Genomic DNA, 19,592 nt, shown 5'->3' on the forward strand with positions numbered 1-19,592 from the left:
GGCAATCCGACCAGTATAAAAACGAACGTCGAGCGAGTGTAAGTCAAGCGAAGCTTGCTGTTGGCGGTGAAACGTTTACCACCCCGAAGCAATTGTCTTTGTTCTAGGGGAATCTTCATGCCTTCAGGCTGAAGAGGATGTCAACTCTGCTGCGCCACAACAGATGGATAATCTGGCAAAAAAACAATTACTTGTGGTGGAAACTCGCCAAAATTTAGTTAAAAACCAGATGGTGTTAGTCGTGCCAAAAGGCAAGCGAGTGATCGCTGGCTTTACTGATTTAACTCAAGAATCGATCCAGCAAATTGCTTTAGGATAACCTAATAGTGTTCCTGCGGGGCAGTATGCCCAAGAAAGACTAACCAACTTAAATATTATTGATGCAGTCACAGATTACTCCGCCGTCCTAAAGGACGACGCGAAGCTAGTCCTTTAGGATACCGCTTCGCATATGCTTTAGCATACCGCTCCGCGACGCGAAGGACGCGACGTAAGGAGCTAATCCTTTAGGGCTAGTCCTTTAGGGCATATAAAACGACGGAGACGGCACGGACCGTTGGTCAAATCGAAGGCAGTTTATGGCAAGGATGTGCGTCAGGTTTTATAACTATGTTGCCACGGGTAACGTCGATGCAGGCATAGTCTATCGTAGTGACACAGTAAATAACCATCGGGTAGAAGTTGTGGCGATCGCACCAGAAAAGACTTATTCCCCTGTGGTGTATCCTATTGCCATTATTAAAGACAGCGATAATCATCAGGCTGCTCAACAAATGCTGCAATTTCTCTTGACGACTGAAGCTCAAGCTATTTTCCAACAACATGGCTTCATCCCAATCAACAATTGATCGTACTGCGGTTATGATTTGGAAATTAATCCACTGTTAACTGTTTTTAACGAGCCTCTTATGTCAGGCGAATGGTATATCCTCAACTTCACAATAATGATACTAAATCCGATTGATCAAGTACTTTTGACTTAAAGTAACTACAACTTCTCTGATGTTATCCCCTTGTCCTAAAGGACAACGCGAAGGACGCGCCTCCAGGCGCTAATCTTTTAGGGCTAGTCTATCACGGATAAGCGGAGCAGCGGACGCGAAGCTAATCCTTTAGGGCGGTCTTGGGCAAAGCCCAAGTATAGCGATATGCGAAGCGGTATCCTTTAGGACTGCTTCAAGAAGCTTCGAGACCGAAGGGCGGAGTGCGGTTTATCCGTGAATCCGTGATTGGCAAATGCTTACTTCATACCGCTCCGCATATCGCGTCCGCTGCATCGCTTTTGACTTCTGACTTTATGCGACGAAGCGGCTTGCCCTAAAGGACTAACTTCGTGTCGCACTTATCGCATTGAGTGTACCCGATATTGGCTGACTTGTGACTTTTAACTTCTGACTTACCTAACCTTAAAGTGTTCTATCCAAACAGGATTTAGTATGATTACTGTGCTTTGAATCCAGGTTAACCTATAGTTATCAGATTTAATGCCGATCCGATTACTTATCGAGGATTAAATTAAAACTAGGTCAGATTTTCCCAACACTTGACTTGGAGTTATTTTTTAAAATACCGATGACTATATCAGTTCCTTCGAGATCTCGCGCCCAAGAATCTAGAGCTGCAATCGAGCGAATTTATGTAATTATGCGCCATCTGTTCGTGCGCGGTCATTATAAACCTGGAGGTGTTTCGGGTTCTGCTCTAAGTGAGGCTTTGCTGACATTACAGCCCGAAATTTATGGTTCAATGGCTGATGCAGAAAAAGTAGAATTAAACGGATTGGCATATGTAACCACTCGTCTACCAAAAGGGATTGAAAGATGCCGTTTTATCAAACTAATTGCAGCAGAAGGCTATAATAATTCGGCATTTGAAAAAATTATTCCTGCTAAGCGTCGTCGCAACTGCTATCGAATCGACGAAGAGACAATGTTAATTGAGGTTACCAGAGGGCGTAGCGAGATTTATGATATTCTCACCCATCTTACTTTTATCTACATTGAAGCTGACAAAATTAGAGCGCACGCTTTAGATGATGGTTATCCGACTCAAGAATGGCTGAAGTTAGAAAAAATTGTGCTGGAACAAACTTCAACAGCTAGTTCTTTTTCTTTAGAGGAGATTGAAGTCAGAGAACAGGCTATTTCTTACACTAGCACCCTATTGGGGCGTACTTTTGAAGAGACTGTAGAAGCAGAACGTCGATTTCGCCAAAGTGAACCCTACAATAACAGTTTATTTCAAATAGTTTATTGGTTAGGTCGTGTGGCAATTGAAGAGATGCAGCACCATCGCGATCGCCCGACTCATAATGGCAAAGCCGATCGCCAAATTAGCTTTAGTTCGGCATTACGAGAACGAATTGGAAATCATATTCATGGAGAAAGGTGGGCGACTGAGGTAAAAAAATTTCTTTGGTCGTCTAATTTGTGGCAACGCCCTTTGCATATTATTAGTGCTAATCTGCACAGCATTCTTAATTGTCTTTATGCTTTTCCCGCACTAAAATACCAAATGGGAGAAGCGGAAACTATTGAAAAAATTGCTCGCGAACTAAGTTTACCCGAAAACGCCAATCTCAACCAAGAAGTATTGGATTTTGCCCTACAGCAAGGAATGTATTATCTCGAAGATCGAGCGGGAACGAATATTCACGTACAGATTTTTGATACTTCAGGATTACCCTTGAATTTGCTTGCTCCTGAGTTACAGCTCGATCGAGCATTGATAGAAGAGGAGAAACCAGTGATATTGGTTATGGATTATGCCTTTGGCGAGCAAGCCTTTGAACTTTTTGATGAATTGCTCAAACCTTATAAAATTCAAGAGCAATCTGAAAAACTTAATCTCGTTTCAATTTCTGTGATGGGTAAAGCGGGAACTTTGGTAGGAAAAAAGGGCGATTTGATGCTGCCGACGGCACATATTTTTGAAGGAACAGCGGACAATTATCCTTTTGAGAATGAAATGACTAAACAGGATTTTCAAGGAGTGGAAATTCCCGTTCACGAAGGAGCTTTGTTAACCGTGTTGGGAACTTCTTTGCAAAATGCCGATGTTTTAGACTACTTTAAAAGTTCTTCTTGGAATGTAGTCGGTTTGGAAATGGAAGGAGCGCATTTACAAAAAGCAATTCAAGCAGCAGCTAAGATCCGCAAGAGCATCAATGAGAATGTAATTTTACGTTACGTCTACTATGCTTCAGATAATCCTTTATTGACCAGCGGTACACTAGCATCTGGTAGTTTAGGACAAACAGGAGTCAAACCTACTTATGCGATCGCTTTAAAATTTTTGCATAAGATTCTCGGTCAATCAAAACCACGCCAATAATTCAACTTCAGCAACCAAACAAAAACCAGAAAGCAAGGTAGTAAGAAACATTTTATAACCTGCTTTCCTGGTTCTCAGGACAACAAAATAATAATTAAATTAATTTTCGTCAGGTTCTGATACTGGCTCTGCTGCTGCATTTTGAGCTGCGATGATAGCACGCTTTTTGAGCTTGATCGTCAAATAGCGAATCGTATCTTCACTTAAGCGCATCATTCTCTCTAAAGGAGCATTTTGAGCTCCGTCTGCATCATAGTTCATCTGTACATAAATACCGTCTAAATATTTACCTACAGGATAAGCCAGTCTTTTTTTGCCTTTGACTTGAATATCTAAGTTTTCTACGCCGTTTTCGTTCAAAAAGTCTTTGTATTTATTGACTGAATCTCCTACCTGATCTTCTGATAGATCTGGGCGCAGGATGTACATCATTTCGTAGTTATTGCTCATTTCAATCTTTCTCCTTGTGGACGGGATGGCTTCTCATAATCTTCGGCAGTCGAGTATTAATCCTGACTGTTGAGTCAACCTTGAGAAGCAAGGAACTATCATCTTACTATTACATGACGAATAATTACCAGTATTTTGATTTGACTGTAACAGATTAACTTAAAATTGAGCTAGCTCAAAGCAAAACTTTTCTCAAATTGAACAGTGAGCTGGAGTATTACCTTTTATTTAATCATCCATTTCGAGCTTGATTTTGTTATGGCACAACGCTATGTCCGCATCAAAACTAATCGCGAGCAGATTTATTATGGTTTACTCAAGGCGAATCGTAATGTAGCCGTATATGATTCTCCACCTTGGTTAGGCGGACAGGAGACGGACATCGAACAAGAGCTTGATACATACCAACTGCTTGCGCCTTGTGTCCCTTCTAAAATTGTGGCAGTAGGAAAAAACTATTTTAAACACGCCTTAGAAATGGGTACACCAGTACCAAAAGAGCCTCTATTATTTCTCAAGCCACCGACTACTATTGTGGCTGATGCTCAAGATATTCATTACCCGTCTCAATCTCAGCAAGTTGATTACGAAGGAGAGCTTGCTTTGATTATTGGCGCTCGCTGTAGCCATGCCAACCCAGAACAGGCTGCTAAAAGTATCTGGGGCTATACTATTGCCAATGATGTTACAGCTAGGGATCTACAAAAAAAAGATGGTCAGTGGACCAGAGCTAAAGGATTTGATACATTTTGTCCTCTAGGACCTTGGATTGTTCGAGAATTAAGCGTAGAGGCTAGAATCAAAACTTTTATTAATAATGAAATGACTCCTCGTCAATCTGCTTCAATTAGCGATATGGTGTTTAATCCCGATATTTTAGTAGCTTATATCTCGCAAATAATGACCCTAACTCCAGGAGATGTAATTTTGACAGGTACACCTGAAGGAGTTGGTGCAATGAAGCAGGGGGATGAAGTTAGAGTAGAAATAGAGGGAATTGGTTGTCTATCAAATAAAATAACTTAGTCTTAGTCTTGCTCAGGTGAATTTGCCGCGCTCTAATTTGTTGGTTTTTAGCTATTTATAGCTGAGTTACTTTACTATCTTGGTAATTGACCATACACAGCATCAGAAACAGAGGGAATTTCGGGATAGCGACCCAAAGCACACTGCACCATACAAAAAAGACTAGCACCCGTCCCCAAAATAAACACTAAACCGCCAATTAAAGCTAATGCGCCCACAGCATCAAAAACAATTGCGATTAATGATATGGCAATTCCAAATAGAATTGATTGTAAAGTATTAAAACGAATGAAATAAGAAATTTTCTCATTCCTCACTACTGCTATAAACAAGATGACAAATACGATCAAACTACCAAAGCCGAAGGGAATAACCCGATCAAAAAGACCATAGATTAGAGTTATGGGCAGTAGAAGTAGTTGTAAGAAGTTGAAAAAAGGTGATAGAGCTGGAACTTGAACTAGTAACCCTGAGCCTAAAGCCATCGCATCATATATGGCAAATAAGTATACGGCTGCTCCAAAAAAACGATCTTTAATATCTGTTGAACCACGCCACGCCATTTTAAGCGATCTCCCGTAATTTAAAGTTTCAGTTTTTGGCATTACTATTGTTATTTAAAGCTAAAATCCAAACATACTTAACACTTATCAAAGATTAACAAGCTTAGTAATATCTGGTAATTTAACCTAGATAACTATAGATATTTACAATAGCGTAGTTAATTATTATTTGGTTGAGTTAAACCTGGGTAACATTAAAACCCATCTGGCATTGATAAACTTTTGCCTGTTTAAATGTTGGCTTCTGAAGAACTTTGGCACATCCAAGCTTACTATCATGCCATCGAGGTAAGCCGCTATGATCTGACATTAAACAACTCTGGCAAATTTGCTGGGCTGACAAGATTTGTTCATCTGCAATCATAACTATCATCGTGTTAATCCTTCAGAAGCTATATTTAATAAATTCTAATTTTTTTTGACGGCAATTGGCAGTTTTAGCCACTTAGCTTAACAATTTTTACTACTAGTTTACAGCTATTTTTTCAATTAAACGGTAAAAAATTTAACACAAAGTTTAGCAATCAAACAAAAGAATTCTCAGTCACTAATTTCGTTTGCCGAAAAAGATCGAGTTTGATTATTGTCTAAATAGCGATCGCCCGTAGCGGTTAATATTTGACGAGAGCAAATTACTTGAACAGTTATATTTCAAGGATTGATGGTTTTCAGGGGTCACCGAATTAGATAGCATAGATAATACTTATTCAAAAACCCAGAATCAAAGAGTGACTCAAACTAATTTAGATTTTCTCGCCCAAACAGATCCAGAAATTGCTGAAATTATCGATCTAGAATTAGGTCGTCAGCGATCGCATATAGAGTTGATTGCCAGCGAAAACTTTACTTCCCCTGCGGTGTTGGCAACACAGGGTTCGGTATTGACCAATAAATATGCCGAAGGTTTACCAGGAAAACGCTATTATGGCGGTTGTGAATTTGTAGATCGCGCCGAACAGCTAGCGATCGACCGTGCCAAAAAACTATTTGGCGCAGCAATGGCAAACGTTCAACCCCACTCAGGCGCACAGGCAAACTTTGCCGTATTTTTAACTCTGCTTCAGCCTGGAGACACCATTATGGGTATGGACTTGTCTCACGGTGGTCACCTAACACATGGCTCTCCTGTAAACGTTTCAGGTAAATGGTTTAATGTAGTCCAGTATGGCGTAAATCAAGCAACCGAACAGCTAGACTTCGATCAAATTAGAGAATTAGCTTTAAAAGAACGTCCTAAACTTATTATTTGTGGTTATTCTGCCTATCCTCGTATTATTGATTTTGCTAAATTTAGAGAAATTGCCGATGAGGTAGGTGCATACCTATTAGCCGATATTGCCCATATTGCTGGTTTAGTCGCTACAGGTCATCATCCCAATCCTGTTTCTGTTTGCGACGTAGTTACTACTACCACTCACAAGACTTTAAGAGGCCCTAGAGGTGGTCTGATTTTAACTCGCGACCCCGAACTAGGTAAAAAGCTAAACAAGTCTGTCTTTCCCGGTACTCAAGGCGGTCCTTTAGAACACGTAATTGCGGGTAAAGCGGTAGCCTTTGGCGAAGCTCTTAAACCTGAATTCAAAGAATATTCGGGTCAAGTAATTGCTAATGCTCAGGCGATGGCAGAGGGGTTCAAAACCAGAAACTTTAAGCTAGTATCTGACGGTACAGATAATCATCTTATTCTAGTTGACCTGCGTTGTATTGGCATGACAGGCAAAAAAGCAGACGTTTTAGTTAGCCAGGTGAATATTACCGCTAATAAAAACACTGTGCCTTTCGATCCTGAATCTCCGTTCGTGACTAGTGGTCTGCGTTTAGGTTCTCCTGCAATGACGACAAGAGGCATGGGGGCGACAGAGTTTCAGGAAATTGCTAATATTATTGCTGACAAATTACTCAGCCCAGAAGACGAGGCTGTACAAAATGATTGTTTAAACCGAGTGGCTGCATTGTGCGATCGCTTTCCGCTTTATCCTTATCTACAGATTCCTGTACCTGCCAAAATCTAAGGTTATGGTGAGAGAGAAGAAAGTATCGCTCAACGTCATCAACGACTTCGCGCTTTCGTAAAGTACACTTTAATACTCAAATTAGCTCTCCGAGGTCATAAACTCAGATGCCTATTGAACTGTATCATCTGATTGCTTTTCTCATCTCTGTAACCTTTGTGTTGTGGACTATACCTGATGTAAAAACTTTGGGTTTAAAGTTGGGTATAGTAGATCGCCCAAACGCTAGAAAGATTCACAAAAATCCCGTTGTGCGCGTTGGCGGGGTTTCTATTTTCGCAGGAACAATTGCCGCCTTGATCATTGTTTGGCTTCTGGGGGGATTTTCTACTTTAGCACCCCAAAAAGCAACAGAGGTTTGGGCGGTAATCATTGGCAGCATTTTGTTTTTTGGGATTGGTTTTGCTGATGATTTATTTAATCTCACTCCTGTTTCGCGTCTACTGATGCAGATTACCGTAGCCACTGGCTGTTGGTATATGGGTGTGCGAATTGATTTTGTATCTTTTCCCGTTTATTCTTTAATTCAAATATATTGGCTTAGTCTGCCTATTACCGTAGTTTGGCTAGTTGGCATGGCTAATGCCATCAACTGGATTGATGGAGTTGATGGTTTAGCTGCTGGAGTCTCAGGGATTGCAGCCTTTGTAATGCTGGTAGTAACCTTATTTATGAATCAGTCTGCTGCTGGTTTAATCGCTGCTGCTTTGGCAGGAGGAGCTTTGGGCTTCTTACGCTATAATTTCAATCCTGCTCAAATATTCATGGGAGATGGTGGCGCATATTTTATGGGTTTTACCCTGGCAGCGGTTGGTGTAATTGGCTTGGTCAAGACTACCGCTATTACCGCTGTTGTATTGCCTTACCTAATTTTGGCAGTGCCAATTTTAGATATGTCTGCCGTTATCTTCTCTCGCATCAGCAAAGGCAAATCTCCTTTTATTGCCGATAAAAGCCATCTTCATCATTGGTTGCTCAAAACTGGTATTTCCCAACGTCAAACTGTACTATTCATTTACACCCTGACTTTTTGGGTAGGTAGTTTAGCTATGGGTTTTTCCAACATTCCCAGCGGTTGGGGGTATGCAATTGGTGCAACAATGTTATTAACTTGGCAATTTTGGCAGGTTTGGCAAGTCTGGCGAGCTAGTCGAAGTGATCATAGATAATTAAATTAGTCAGTAATATTAATGAGCGCAGAAGTTATTTGTATTGGCACAGAATTACTCCTGGGAGATATTTTAAATACTAATTGTCAGTATCTAGCTCAAGAGCTAGCCAACTTAGGTATTCCCCACTACTATCAAACCGTGGTGGGAGATAATGTAGATCGTATTCATCAAGTCTTGGATATAGCTACTAAACGTTCTTCAATCTTAATTTTTACTGGCGGCTTAGGGCCAACACCCGACGATTTGACTACGGCAACAATTGCCAGTTTTTTTAATACGCCTCTTACGGAAAATGCGGCGATCGTTCAAGATATTGAAAGTAAGTTTGCCTCGGTGGGCCGTGTCATGTCTCCTAGCAACCGTAAACAGGCACTAGTACCTCAGGGAGCAGCAACACTGCCGAATCCTAGCGGTACAGCTCCAGGTATTATCTGGCAACCAAAAGAAGGTATTACTATTTTGACCTTTCCTGGAGTTCCCTCAGAAATGTACCGTATGTGGCAAGAGACAGCCGTTCCTTTTCTTAAAAGTCAGGGTTGGGATAAAGATACTATTTACAGTGAAATGATGCGTTTTCGCGGGATCGGCGAGTCAGCTCTGGCAGAAAAGGTAGCTCATCTATTTGATTCTGATAACCCAACAGTTGCGCCTTATGCAGGAAAAGGAGAAGTTCGTCTGAGGATTACTGCCAAAGCGGTTGACCGCACTCAGGCAGAAGCGATAATTAGACCTGTAGCGACAGAAATTAAGAAGATTGCTGGATTAGATTATTTTGGCAGTGATGAAGCTACTTTAGCTTCGGTAGTCGGAAATTTATTAAAAACCGCTCAACAAACCCTCAGTGTAGCTGAATCCTGTACAGGCGGAGGATTAGGAGCAATGTTAACCGAAATTCCAGGTAGCTCCAGCTATTTTCTGGGCGGAGTAATTGCCTATGCTAACCAGGTTAAAAAGGCTCTCTTAAATGTTAACAACCAAGATTTAGAAAAGTATGGAGCAGTAAGCGAAATTGTTGCTCAACAAATGGCTCTGGGGGTAAAACAGCGTTTACAAACCGATTGGGGGCTTAGTATCACAGGCATAGCTGGCCCTGATGGAGATACCCAAACTAAACCCATCGGTCTAGTTTATCTGGGATTAGCTACTCCTAAAAACAAGACTTTTAGTTATGAATATCATTTTGGCAAACAAAGAGGGCGAGAATTAATCCGTTATTTAAGTGCCTGTTCTGCTCTGGATTTGCTGCGACGCAATTTAGTTAAACCTCATATACTTTGTTGAGTAAGTGAAGTGAAAGATACTCTGCCTTCGGTGGTGAGAAAAGTAGCAAAATTATTATTAATTTGAGTATCCTCAGATAGTACATTTGCCAAAAGCGATCGCCCCAGAGTATCTTGACACTGGATCAAAGAAAATTAAACTCAACTGGATTGATACGCCTTAGATCTTGCTGTGGAAAAGTCCACAGTTTAATAATGGATAATTACCTCTGTTTGAAATCAGTTATCAGTTATCTTACTTCATCTTTCTTCTAGCTTCAGTACACTTGTGACTTCTGACAGCGATTCTACCCTCTGGTAATGCGAACATGACTCATAATTCGACTTTTGCGCTCTTGCTGGTTTCCAGTATTAAAATTGTAGTTTCCTTTACTACGTTCGATATGTTCTTGTCGGCTTTTCCTCTCACTGGATTGATTAGGAGAAGTTTGATTAGGATTGTAGTTTTGAGGACTACGTTGAAAATCAATCTCGCCACCAGAACTTTTCGCTAAATGCTCTCTAATCCGCTTTTGGCGATCTAAGGGTAATCCTTGCTCACTTGCCATAACTAATATATTCCTCAAATACGGTCGACAAATATACATTGTGACTCATCTGCTGCACGATATGGTTATAAATAAAGTTTTTTAATTTATGTGGAGCGATAAGACGTTTGCTTATGAGTTAAAACTAATTTTTGAATTGAACTAACCTTTTAAGTTCACAAACGCGATTAAATATTTCAAAGTTATTGAATATTTTTGCTAAGGCTTTTACATAGTTTTATTGAATCAAGTATAAAGTTTTAATGAACTACATTTTGCTAATATTCGCTTGTACATCTAGTTAAATATAGACAAACAAAGCTATATTCCTGTTATCTCTATTACTGAGCGATTAAATTGACAAAGGAAATGTAAATTGCTGTTGACAAAAACGATAATAATATAAGTGTATTCTTGTAAAAGAAAATACTGAACATTAATCTTTTGAGTCAATTAATATGTCCTTTATACAGTCGAAGAAAATTACTAAATTATTAGCTGCACTTTCTCCGTTCATCTGTTTAGCAGGAATAGTACTTTTACAAAGTCAAGATTATAAAAAGTCAGCCCAAAAACTTAGCAGTGCTAATTATTTGGCTCAAGAAAAAGAACAGTCTAGATTAATCGATTGGCAAAGGCGATCGCCCAATCTAGGCTTTGGTAATTTGAAGGCTAATTGGTCATATTTAAACTTTGTTCAGTATTTTGGTAATGAAAGTGCTAGAGAGACGATTGGTTACAGCTTAGTTCCTCATTATTTTGAAACTATAACCAAAGTCGATCCTCGTTTCACTCAGGCTTATTTAAGGCTGTCTATTGCTAATTCTATGTATGCTGGTCATCCAGAAAAAACGATCGCCTTAATGGAACAGGTTTTAGATTCTGTAGATCCTAAATCAGCAGAAGCTGCACATCTTTGGACTTCCAAAGGATTAGATGAATTATTGTTTATGGGGGATAAAGAAGCTGCCGTAAAATCTTATAAAATAGCAGCGCAATGGGCAGCATTGGCAAACAGCGATCGTCCTGATGATTTGACGATCAAAGATTTGGCATCAGCTTTAAAATCTACCAACGAAGTAGAACTAAAAGAAGCTCAAATTAGAGCCTGGTCTAGTGTTTTAGTTCACATCAAAGATTATGCTCGAAAACGCGAAATTCTTCATAAGATCGATAACCTCAAAGCCGAGATATTAGTTTTAAAAAAAAATAGCTAAATTAATGCTGCTCAATAGTTAGAAGTTTTTCCATTAAATAATTGCTAAAAGTTTGTCCTCGACACAATACCTGTTGTTGTTTAATAACGGTAAATCCTCGACTCATAAAAAATGGTTTGGCGGTAATACTTACTTCAGTAAATAAGCAAAGTAAATTTAATTCTCTAGCTTTAATTTCTATCGCCTGATATATTGAACTGCCAATTCCCTGACGCTGGTGCTGATAATGGATATAAAAACAATCAATATGGCCATTTGCTTCTAACTCCCCGAAGCCAACGATTTTGCCATCTTGTTCGGCAACATATGAAAATCTGTCGGAACATACTGTTAACCAGTTTCTAAAATAAATATCATCAGGTGACCAAGCTGTAACTTGCTCTAAACAGTAGTGCTGAATATTGATTTTTCTGACGGTGTTATGAAATAGCCAAGCAATTTGTTCTGTATCTTCTGGCTGAAACAATCTAATTTGCATGATCGATAGTTGATTCCCAATATCACCAGGAAAAAGGCAAGAATAAACCTACTCCAACGCCAATATCGTTATTTTCTCTAACTCTCAATTGATGCCAGGTAGAAGAGCCAACACGGTTAGTTAAATACAGTTCTAGATAAGGATCGCTGTTGTCAATTGCAGCTTGTCGATCTAACAAAGACAAAGGTATCCAACGAACTCCTACCGTCCAAGGAATTTTGTTTTTTAATTGTCCATCAATTAAGCTGTTTCCTTCACCCAAAAAATTTGCGCCAACTTCTCCCGTAAAGCTAATTTCTCGATCAACTGCGATCGCACCACCCAAATTAAAACCACCAATTTCTGTTCCTAGCCGTTGCACATAGCCTAATACAGGCGTAAACCAGACGGCGACATTTTGATCTACTTCGTAATGAATCGGCAAAGCAAAAGTCAAAATCAACCGCTTACCTCTAGATGCGTCGTCTCCCCCTGGAGTAAAAATAGGAATGGTTTTATCTAGATCGCGACGTTCAAAAGTAGTAGCATCATTTTCAAAAAAATTCACAAAAGGTTCATTGGTCAAGCTGGCGCTAGCTAAAGCACTCAGGGTAATAGGCGCATTCTCATTCTGATTTAAAAACCGTACCTTGCCGCTAATTCCCTGTTCAGATTCATCTACTTCTCCAGCAACATAATCTAGGAAAATTCCTGCTTCCAAATCTTTAAGTAAGCCATAGCGGATCGCAGTTAACACACCTTGGCTACCACCCTGTAATTGAACTGCTAACTTCCCACTAGGTAAAGTTCCACCATCAAAAAAAGCCAAACCGTCTCTAGTTATAGATTCCTTCTCGGTTTGAGGTGCTTCCTTAAAATCGCTATATTGACGATTTGCTGGCACTACATCGGGCATAAACACTAAATTTGCCCCCAAGCCCATAAAATCGCGATCGGCAGTTAAGGAGAGAGGAGCAAAACTAGCAAAAGTATTAGTGGCATATAGATCCAATGCCAGACGGGGGTTGGTCAAATATCTTAGTCCTGCGTTGTAGGCGATCGCTCGATCGGGTTTACCTGAATCTCGATTGATACTGTTGTTTCCCGTAAGAGGCAAAAATACATCGCTAAAAATAAATAACTTAGAGCTTACCCGATAAGAAACTGCTCCTCCTATACCCAAAACCGTGCCAAAAGAACTATCTTGATCATCAGGAAGGCGATGAAAAAAAACGGCACTCTCATCTTTAAAGAATGCCATTGTCGGAGCTAGATTAAATTGCCAGCGATCGCCAACGTCGGCGCTGATCGGAAAAGCTAGAGCCACAAAAATATCTCGATTATTGATTTCAGTAACTTCATCGCTTCTAGAGAACCTAAAACCCCGCGTCCCCCATGAGGCAGCTATAACACCACTTAAAGCTATGGTTTCAGACTGATTATTCCAGATGCGTCCCTTAAACTCTAGTGCAGCTTCATTATCTTCGGTACGCTCTGAGGTAAATTCTCCTTGTTCGATCGGAGAACTGCTGTCTACGTGCTGAAACTGAAGACTTAGCTGTAATTCATCGCTAATGCCCCAGCTAAAGCCAGTATTGAAGTTAACTGCGCTATCCTCGTTATCAACTCTATTTTCGACTAAATCTGGAAAAAAGAAGGTACGAGTATTAAGATTGACGATCATCTCGCCGTTGCCCAACTGTTTCGCTGTCGGCTGAGAAAACAACTGTTCTGATAAAGGAGTAAACGTAAATTTGGTTCGTTTCTCTGGTTCAGACTGGCTTTTTAAAGGTAGAGCTTTGGCAGGATTTACTCCTAAAAGCAACAAAATAATTGAACTAACTTGCCCAACCAACAGTTTATTCATGCGATCGCTTTTTACTCCCTACCCAATTAAAAAACTATTTCTAGTCTTAATTAAAATGACACCGAGCTAGATTCTACCAGCCTGTTGCTAAAGGAGCGCGAATGAAGCTGTCTAAGCTACAATAATATATATTCATGGACGCAACATAGAAGCGCGGTAAATTAGTTGAGCTTGTATTTAAAGTCTTTATTGCCTTGGAAGTTAGACAATTGCGCCAACTCGGCTGGAGTTTTAGTTCCTGGATAGAATTTACCGTCAATTTCCCAGGTAGGAAAAGATTGAATTCCCGCTGCTATACAAGTTTCTCGCTGAGGATTTTTGCCTTGGGGATCGCACTCTATATATTCGATCTCAGCAAAAGCTTCTTGACCAAATAGCTGTTTTTGTTCGTAACAGTGCGGACACCAAAAAGCACCATATTTTTTTGCCCCAGTGGCAGTCAAATGTTTTGCCAAAGCAATTTCTGCTTCTCCAGAAACTGTAGTGGTTTTCCAACCTTGGGGTGGTGTAGGCTGTCCTTGCGGTTCGGAGATAGCAATGAATCCATCAGCATCAACCACTTCTTCTGCCGTACCGTTGGCGGTGGCGATTGAAGAATTAACTCCTGAATAGATGCCTAAAGTTACCACTATGGTTAGTAAACTGACAATAACTCCTGTAAACAAGATTTGTCCCAAATCTTGCCAATCCCTGCCCGTAATGGTCAAAACTAACAGGCTTAGAGAAAATATCGCTGAGCCAAGACAGTATGGGCATAAGGTTTTAAGCTCTGTGGCTAAAATATACATTAAATAGCCACTAAACACAGTCATGGCAATGCTTCCCGCTAGCAATAGCCACCAGGTTAAGTTTTCTAACTGTTTTTGCAAATTTTTCTGACGATCTTGACTAATTGTCAAGGGAACAAGGGCAAAAGCAGCCATGCTAATGTATGCCAAACAGCCAAACAAGCTTAACGGCAAGCCAAATATGACGGCATAGGCACTGTTTAATACGCCACCACATCCAGCACCAGCGCTAGCATTAGCCAAACAAGCTGGATCTCCTCCAGTCAATTTAGTAATGGTCAAATAGGCAGTTAGAATTGCTCCTGCAATGGCGATCGCACCAATGATAGGTCTTGACCAACGATATCTCCAGGGTATAGAACGACGACGGCGCATAAATAAATATCTTATTTGTTAGCTAACTACTGATAGCAAATTTCCTTTAAAAGGCAAAAAGCTAATAACATTCTTGTTGTCAAAATTATAGCTTGAGTTTAAATTTAGCCTCGAGCAAATAAATTAACTACTTATATTGCTTCAAAGAAGCATCTGACTTGGCTTGTTCGATCAAAATAGGAGTAGATTTAGCTGCTTCGACAAATTGAGACACCCGAATCGGATCAATGGTTTCACTGATTTTGCCATGACGCTTGAGAGAGCTAGAAACGATTACACCATTGGCTGCTTGCATTAGTTGAGGTATATTTTCCCAACTAGCACCACTGCCAATAAATACAGGGGTGTCCCCTGCGGCTGCGGATGCCAATTCTAAGTCTTCTTGCGTTGGAGGACTACCTGTCGCCCATCCCGATAAAATTACTCCGTCTGCCAAACCTCTTTCAATAGTGTCTTTAACTGCGGTGGTCAAGTTGGGTGTTCCTAAAGGACGAGCGTGTTTGACTAACACATCAGCTAGGATCGCTACTTCTGAGCCTAATTCTCGACGGTATCTTAAAAGTTCATATGCTTTGCCCTCGATCAAGCCCTGATCGGTTGCCATAACTCCAGTCAGAACATTAACTCGAATGAACTGAACTTCGGTACAGGTAGCGATCGCCATCGCACTTCTGGCATCGTTACGCAAGACGTTGATCCCAATTGGCAACATAACCATACCTTTAAGACGCTCCACAATCAAAGTCATGGCACTGACAACAGCAGGATCGACACAGTCCTTACTAAAAGGAGCATCAAAAAAATTTTCCACAATAATACCGTCTACGCCCCCTGCTGCTAAAGCAGTAGCTTCTTGCTCTGCTCTGGCGATCACCTCTTTCAACTTGCCTTTCCAACGAGGAGAGGTGGGCAGAGGAGATAAATGAACTACACCGATCACGGGATGATTTGCTTGAAAAATATGTTTTAGTTCCACTTTAATTCCATAACGCCTGTTATTTTCTCCTCTTCAAAAGTTATTATTATCTCAGACAAAGCCGAACACTGTACATACGGCAATCGAGTCCAATCTCAAACCTTTTTTTAGGTTTCCTTCCTTAATTTTCGGTTTTTTATCTTCCCACGTGCCAAGTTTATCTGTTAATATAATTTAACGAAAAGGTTATTTGCGTATCTAAGCAGATATGTACAGCCCAAATTCAAAGCCCGTCAGAAGCGGTGTCTTGAACAAGAAATAGTTTTGCGGAATATTAACTGTCTGGTTAGCTCCTGCTCCGCCGCGAAACTAGGAGGCATAAGTCAACAGTTGGTCTAAATTAAACGTTATCTATTTTTTATAGTTCCAGACCATAAGGTTAACGCTCCAAGCAAGATATTTAAGTCTGACTAACGGTCACGGCAGTTTTTGACCGCGAAATAGGGACACAGGTTCACAGCCTTTTTTAGACTATGAGCCAGTGACCCAAAGGAACAAAACAACTTTCGACCATCATACAAATTCAGATCATTATTAATATTGGTCTTTAAAATTTAGGATAAAGAATGGCAAACAAGCCAACTATAGCCATATCCCACTTAGGATGTGAAAAAAACCGTATTGATTCAGAACATATGTTGGGCTTACTAGCTCAAGCAGGTTATCAAATAGACTCCAATGAAGAAATAGCAGATTATGTAATTGTTAATACCTGTAGCTTTATCCAAGCTGCAAGGGAAGAATCAGTTCGCACTTTAGTCGAATTAGCCGAAGCTGATAAAAAAATTGTCATCACTGGCTGTATGGCGCAGCATTTTCAAGGTGAGCTGTTAGCAGAGTTGCCCGAAGCAGTGGCGGTTGTAGGCAGTGGCGACTATCATAAGATAGTAAACGTTATCGAGCGTACCGAAACAGGCGAGAGGGTTGAAGAAATAACTCCAGAGCCTGTGTTTATTGCCGACGAGACAGTCCCCCGCTATCGCACTACTACCGAAGGCGTAGCTTATTTGAGGGTAGCCGAAGGTTGCGATTATCGCTGTGCTTTTTGCATCATTCCTCACCTTAGAGGTAATCAGCGATCGCGCTCAATTGAATCAATCGTAGCTGAAGCAAAATCTTTGGCATCTCAAGGAGTACAAGAAATAATTCTGATTTCTCAGATTACTACCAACTATGGCGTAGACCTGTATGGAAAACCCATGCTGGCAAAACTTTTAATCGAACTGGGTAAAATTGATGTCCCCTGGATTAGGATTCACTACGCTTATCCTACGGGACTCACCCCCGAAGTACTTGCTGCCATTAGAAATACGCCTAATGTTCTGCCATATCTCGATTTACCCTTACAACATTCTCATCCAGAAATTTTGCGGGCAATGAATCGTCCTTGGCAAGGTAGGGTCAACGATGCCATTATTGAGCGAATTAAACAGGAATTACCTGAGGCCGTATTACGTACCACTTTTATCGTGGGTTTTCCTGGAGAAACCAAGGCTCATTTTCAACATCTAGTAGATTTTGTGAAACGACATCAGTTCGACCATGTAGGTGTATTTACTTTCTCTCCTGAAGAGGAAACGCCTGCTGCCAGTATGAACAATCAAGTTGCTCCAGAAGTCGCCAATGACCGCCGAGATATTTTAATGCAGGTACAGCAATCAATTGCTGCTAGCAATAACCGATCTTGTGTAGGCAAGCGAGTGAATGTCTTGATTGAACAAGAGCATCCAGAGACAGGACAGCTTGTCGGTCGTTCGGCAAGATTTGCTCCAGAGGTAGATGGATTAGTTTATGTTCGTGGCTCGGCTTCTCTTGGTTCAATAGTCTCGGTAAACATTACTGCTGCCGATGTTTACGATCTTTATGGTGAAATAGCGGCTGTAGCAGCCAGCGCAGCAACTTTAACTGCTAGCCATTTATGAAAATAGTTAATAGTGCCTCTTGTCCAAATTATTTAAAGATGCATTATTCCAGAGCAGAGCAAGAACAATCAGTTTTTTATTAGCAAACACCAACCAAAGTAACAACAATACAACTTATGACGACTACTTTCAAAGATTTAGGATTATCCGACGCTTGTTTATCACAACTAGAACAACTTGGATTTACCGAACCGACCCAAATTCAGCAAGATGCAGTACCAATCTTATTAGAGGGGAAGGATATTGTCGGTCAATCTCAAACGGGTACAGGCAAAACGGCAGCTTTTTCGCTTCCTACGTTAGAAATTGTTGATGCAGATAACAAAGCGGTACAGGCGTTAATTTTGACTCCAACCAGAGAATTGGCTCAACAGGTAGGACAAGCAATCCAAGATTTTACTCCTCCAGAAAAAAGAATTTATTCTTTAACTGTTTATGGTGGTCAATCCATCGAAAGACAAATCTCTAGATTGCGTCGAGGAGTGCAAATTGTCGTAGGTACTCCAGGGCGAGTAATCGATCTTCTAGAGCGTAGAGAACTTGTTTTAGACCAGCTAAAGCTAGCAATCTTGGATGAAGCCGATGAAATGTTAAGTATGGGCTTTATTGACGATATTAAGAAAATTTTGCGTCAGACTCCCAAGGAAAGACAGACAGCTTGTTTGTCTGCCACTATGCCCAGAGAGATTAAAGAATTAATCAAAAACTTTTTAAACTCTCCTATTTACATCACGGTTAAACAGCAAGAAGCTGCTCCCGCTAGAATCGAGCAGCACGTTTATATGGTGCCTCGTGGTTGGCAGAAAATTAAGGCACTACAGCCAATTTTAGAAATTGAAGAGCCAGAATCGGCACTGATCTTTGTTCGCACTAAACGTACTGCTAGCGAATTAACTAGCAAGCTACAGGAAGCAGGTCACAGCGTTGATGAATATCATGGCAACTTGAGTCAAATGCAGCGTGAAAGACTAGTTAAACGCTTCCGCGATGGCAAAGTAAGAATGGTAGTGGCAACAGATATTGCAGCTAGAGGATTGGATGTACAGGATCTCAGCCACGTAATCAACTACGATTTGCCTGACAATACCGAAACTTATATTCACCGCATTGGGCGGACTGGTCGTGCTGGTAAAACAGGAACAGCGATCACCATTGCCCAGTCTGGAGATCGTCGTGCCTTGAAACAAATTGAGCGTCGCATCAGAGCTAAATTAGAGATTATTCAAATTCCTAATCAAGCGCAAGTAGAAACCAAACGCATTGGCAAACTCAATGCCAAAATTAAAGAAACATTGGCAGGAGAAAGAATGGCATCTTTCTTACCATTGGTAAGAGAATTAAGTGATGAGTATGATGCTCAAGCGATCGCTGCCGCTGCCCTACAAATGGTCTATGACCGTGATTGCCCCAACTGGATGAAGGGAGATTGGGATGTTCCTGAAGATAGTTTTAGTAAGCCAGTTGTTAAAGGCAAAAAAGTTCGTTCTTCTCGCAAAAGCAACTACAACAAATCTAAATCTCTTCCTCGAACTAAACCTCAAGGTAAGTTAAGATCGGAAGTGATTATTGAACAGTAGGTAAATTAGCTAGCAGTTTTTTGAGATTGTAGAAGTTGCTTCTAGAATGT

19 protein-coding genes are annotated in these 19,592 nt (G+C 40.6%); 10 read left to right on the forward strand and 9 right to left on the reverse strand.

The window, feature by feature from the left end:
• The first annotated feature begins 91 nt into the window (after positions 1-91).
• The 3 genes from V6C71_04265 to V6C71_04275 all read left to right on the forward strand — a co-directional run bounded on the left by V6C71_04265 (position 92) and on the right by V6C71_04275 (position 3,333).
• Positions 92-319 (forward strand): substrate-binding domain-containing protein, encoded by a 228-nt coding sequence (locus V6C71_04265; protein ID HEY9767708.1) that lies wholly within the window; start codon positions 92-94, stop codon positions 317-319.
• A gap of 259 nt (positions 320-578) precedes the next feature.
• Positions 579-848 (forward strand): molybdate ABC transporter substrate-binding protein, encoded by a 270-nt coding sequence (gene modA, locus V6C71_04270; GenBank protein ID HEY9767709.1) that lies wholly within the window; start codon positions 579-581, stop codon positions 846-848.
• Between the two features lie 724 nt (positions 849-1,572).
• Positions 1,573-3,333, forward strand: a complete 1,761-nt coding sequence (locus tag V6C71_04275) for a hypothetical protein (GenBank protein ID HEY9767710.1) — start codon at positions 1,573-1,575, stop codon at positions 3,331-3,333.
• Between the two features lie 99 nt (positions 3,334-3,432).
• Here V6C71_04275 and rpsF read toward each other — a convergent pair whose 3' ends face one another.
• Positions 3,433-3,783, reverse strand: coding sequence for a 30S ribosomal protein S6 (gene rpsF / locus V6C71_04280; GenBank protein HEY9767711.1), 351 nt, complete (start codon positions 3,781-3,783; stop codon positions 3,433-3,435).
• A 258-nt stretch (positions 3,784-4,041) separates the two neighbouring features.
• Between rpsF and V6C71_04285 the strand changes: the two genes are divergently transcribed.
• Positions 4,042-4,809 (forward strand): fumarylacetoacetate hydrolase family protein, encoded by a 768-nt coding sequence (locus V6C71_04285; GenBank protein HEY9767712.1) that lies wholly within the window; start codon positions 4,042-4,044, stop codon positions 4,807-4,809.
• Positions 4,810-4,883: 74 nt separating this feature from the next.
• Here the strand turns inward: V6C71_04285 and V6C71_04290 are convergent, their stop codons facing one another.
• Both V6C71_04290 and V6C71_04295 read right to left on the reverse strand, forming a co-directional pair.
• Complete coding sequence (locus V6C71_04290) at positions 4,884-5,414, reverse strand: Tic20 family protein (GenBank protein ID HEY9767713.1); 531 nt, start codon at positions 5,412-5,414, stop codon at positions 4,884-4,886.
• 136 nt (positions 5,415-5,550) lie between these two features.
• Positions 5,551-5,745 (reverse strand): hypothetical protein, encoded by a 195-nt coding sequence (locus V6C71_04295; GenBank protein ID HEY9767714.1) that lies wholly within the window; start codon positions 5,743-5,745, stop codon positions 5,551-5,553.
• 355 nt (positions 5,746-6,100) lie between these two features.
• Between V6C71_04295 and glyA the strand changes: the two genes are divergently transcribed.
• From glyA to V6C71_04310, 3 genes are all read left to right on the forward strand, one after another.
• Entirely contained in the window at positions 6,101-7,384 is a 1,284-nt protein-coding gene (gene glyA / locus V6C71_04300; protein ID HEY9767715.1) for a serine hydroxymethyltransferase, read from the forward strand.
• A gap of 107 nt (positions 7,385-7,491) precedes the next feature.
• Positions 7,492-8,553 carry an MraY family glycosyltransferase gene (locus tag V6C71_04305; GenBank protein HEY9767716.1) on the forward strand — a complete coding sequence of 354 codons (1,062 nt, stop codon included), beginning with the start codon at positions 7,492-7,494 and terminating at the stop codon, positions 8,551-8,553.
• 21 nt (positions 8,554-8,574) lie between these two features.
• The gene (locus V6C71_04310; protein ID HEY9767717.1) at positions 8,575-9,837 is read left to right on the forward strand and encodes a competence/damage-inducible protein A; all 1,263 of its coding nucleotides are present in this window, start codon (positions 8,575-8,577) and stop codon (positions 9,835-9,837) included.
• Here the strand turns inward: V6C71_04310 and V6C71_04315 are convergent.
• Together V6C71_04315 and V6C71_04320 are read right to left on the reverse strand one after the other, a co-directional pair.
• Entirely contained in the window at positions 9,822-9,965 is a 144-nt protein-coding gene (locus V6C71_04315) for a hypothetical protein (GenBank protein HEY9767718.1), read from the reverse strand. The two genes, V6C71_04310 and V6C71_04315, sit on opposite strands and share 16 nt — an antisense overlap.
• A 158-nt stretch (positions 9,966-10,123) precedes the next feature.
• Positions 10,124-10,384 carry a hypothetical protein gene (locus tag V6C71_04320; protein ID HEY9767719.1) on the reverse strand — a complete coding sequence of 87 codons (261 nt, stop codon included), beginning with the start codon at positions 10,382-10,384 and terminating at the stop codon, positions 10,124-10,126.
• Between the two features lie 437 nt (positions 10,385-10,821).
• On the opposite strand from V6C71_04320, the gene V6C71_04325 reads away from it, so the two are divergent.
• Positions 10,822-11,580, forward strand: a complete 759-nt coding sequence (locus V6C71_04325; GenBank protein HEY9767720.1) for a hypothetical protein — start codon at positions 10,822-10,824, stop codon at positions 11,578-11,580.
• A gap of 1 nt (position 11,581) precedes the next feature.
• Here V6C71_04325 and V6C71_04330 read toward each other — a convergent pair whose 3' ends face one another.
• The 4 genes from V6C71_04330 to V6C71_04345 all read right to left on the reverse strand — a co-directional run bounded on the left by V6C71_04330 (position 11,582) and on the right by V6C71_04345 (position 16,043).
• Positions 11,582-12,058, reverse strand: coding sequence for a GNAT family N-acetyltransferase (locus V6C71_04330; protein HEY9767721.1), 477 nt, complete (start codon positions 12,056-12,058; stop codon positions 11,582-11,584).
• 22 nt (positions 12,059-12,080) lie between these two features.
• On the reverse strand, positions 12,081-13,904 hold the full coding sequence (locus tag V6C71_04335; GenBank protein ID HEY9767722.1) for a hypothetical protein: 1,824 nt from the start codon (positions 13,902-13,904) through the stop codon (positions 12,081-12,083).
• Positions 13,905-14,065: 161 nt separating this feature from the next.
• Entirely contained in the window at positions 14,066-15,067 is a 1,002-nt protein-coding gene (locus V6C71_04340) for a vitamin K epoxide reductase family protein (GenBank protein HEY9767723.1), read from the reverse strand.
• A 127-nt stretch (positions 15,068-15,194) separates the two neighbouring features.
• Positions 15,195-16,043 carry a BtpA/SgcQ family protein gene (locus tag V6C71_04345; GenBank protein HEY9767724.1) on the reverse strand — a complete coding sequence of 283 codons (849 nt, stop codon included), beginning with the start codon at positions 16,041-16,043 and terminating at the stop codon, positions 15,195-15,197.
• Between the two features lie 566 nt (positions 16,044-16,609).
• Between V6C71_04345 and rimO the strand changes: the two genes are divergently transcribed.
• Positions 16,610-17,965, forward strand: a complete 1,356-nt coding sequence (rimO, locus tag V6C71_04350; protein HEY9767725.1) for a 30S ribosomal protein S12 methylthiotransferase RimO — start codon at positions 16,610-16,612, stop codon at positions 17,963-17,965.
• Positions 17,966-18,081: 116 nt separating this feature from the next.
• On the forward strand, positions 18,082-19,542 hold the full coding sequence (locus tag V6C71_04355) for a DEAD/DEAH box helicase (protein ID HEY9767726.1): 1,461 nt from the start codon (positions 18,082-18,084) through the stop codon (positions 19,540-19,542).
• Positions 19,543-19,592 lie beyond the last annotated feature (50 nt).

The organism is Coleofasciculaceae cyanobacterium (genome assembly GCA_036703275.1).
Classification (GTDB): Bacteria; Cyanobacteriota; Cyanobacteriia; order Cyanobacteriales; family Xenococcaceae; genus Waterburya.

Coding starts and splice junctions, on each gene's coding strand:
- V6C71_04335 (HEY9767722.1), bottom strand. CDS start 13,904: ATGAATAAACTGTTGGTTGGGCAAGTTAGTTCAATTATTTTGTTGCTT.
- V6C71_04340 (HEY9767723.1), bottom strand. CDS start 15,067: ATGCGCCGTCGTCGTTCTATACCCTGGAGATATCGTTGGTCAAGACCT.
- V6C71_04290 (HEY9767713.1), bottom strand. CDS start 5,414: ATGCCAAAAACTGAAACTTTAAATTACGGGAGATCGCTTAAAATGGCG.
- V6C71_04305 (HEY9767716.1), top strand. CDS start 7,492: ATGCCTATTGAACTGTATCATCTGATTGCTTTTCTCATCTCTGTAACC.
- modA (HEY9767709.1), top strand. CDS start 579: ATGGCAAGGATGTGCGTCAGGTTTTATAACTATGTTGCCACGGGTAAC.
- rpsF (HEY9767711.1), bottom strand. CDS start 3,783: ATGAGCAATAACTACGAAATGATGTACATCCTGCGCCCAGATCTATCA.
- V6C71_04325 (HEY9767720.1), top strand. CDS start 10,822: ATGTCCTTTATACAGTCGAAGAAAATTACTAAATTATTAGCTGCACTT.
- V6C71_04320 (HEY9767719.1), bottom strand. CDS start 10,384: ATGGCAAGTGAGCAAGGATTACCCTTAGATCGCCAAAAGCGGATTAGA.
- V6C71_04285 (HEY9767712.1), top strand. CDS start 4,042: ATGGCACAACGCTATGTCCGCATCAAAACTAATCGCGAGCAGATTTAT.
- V6C71_04310 (HEY9767717.1), top strand. CDS start 8,575: ATGAGCGCAGAAGTTATTTGTATTGGCACAGAATTACTCCTGGGAGAT.
- V6C71_04295 (HEY9767714.1), bottom strand. CDS start 5,745: ATGATAGTTATGATTGCAGATGAACAAATCTTGTCAGCCCAGCAAATT.
- rimO (HEY9767725.1), top strand. CDS start 16,610: ATGGCAAACAAGCCAACTATAGCCATATCCCACTTAGGATGTGAAAAA.
- V6C71_04275 (HEY9767710.1), top strand. CDS start 1,573: ATGACTATATCAGTTCCTTCGAGATCTCGCGCCCAAGAATCTAGAGCT.
- V6C71_04355 (HEY9767726.1), top strand. CDS start 18,082: ATGACGACTACTTTCAAAGATTTAGGATTATCCGACGCTTGTTTATCA.
- V6C71_04330 (HEY9767721.1), bottom strand. CDS start 12,058: ATGCAAATTAGATTGTTTCAGCCAGAAGATACAGAACAAATTGCTTGG.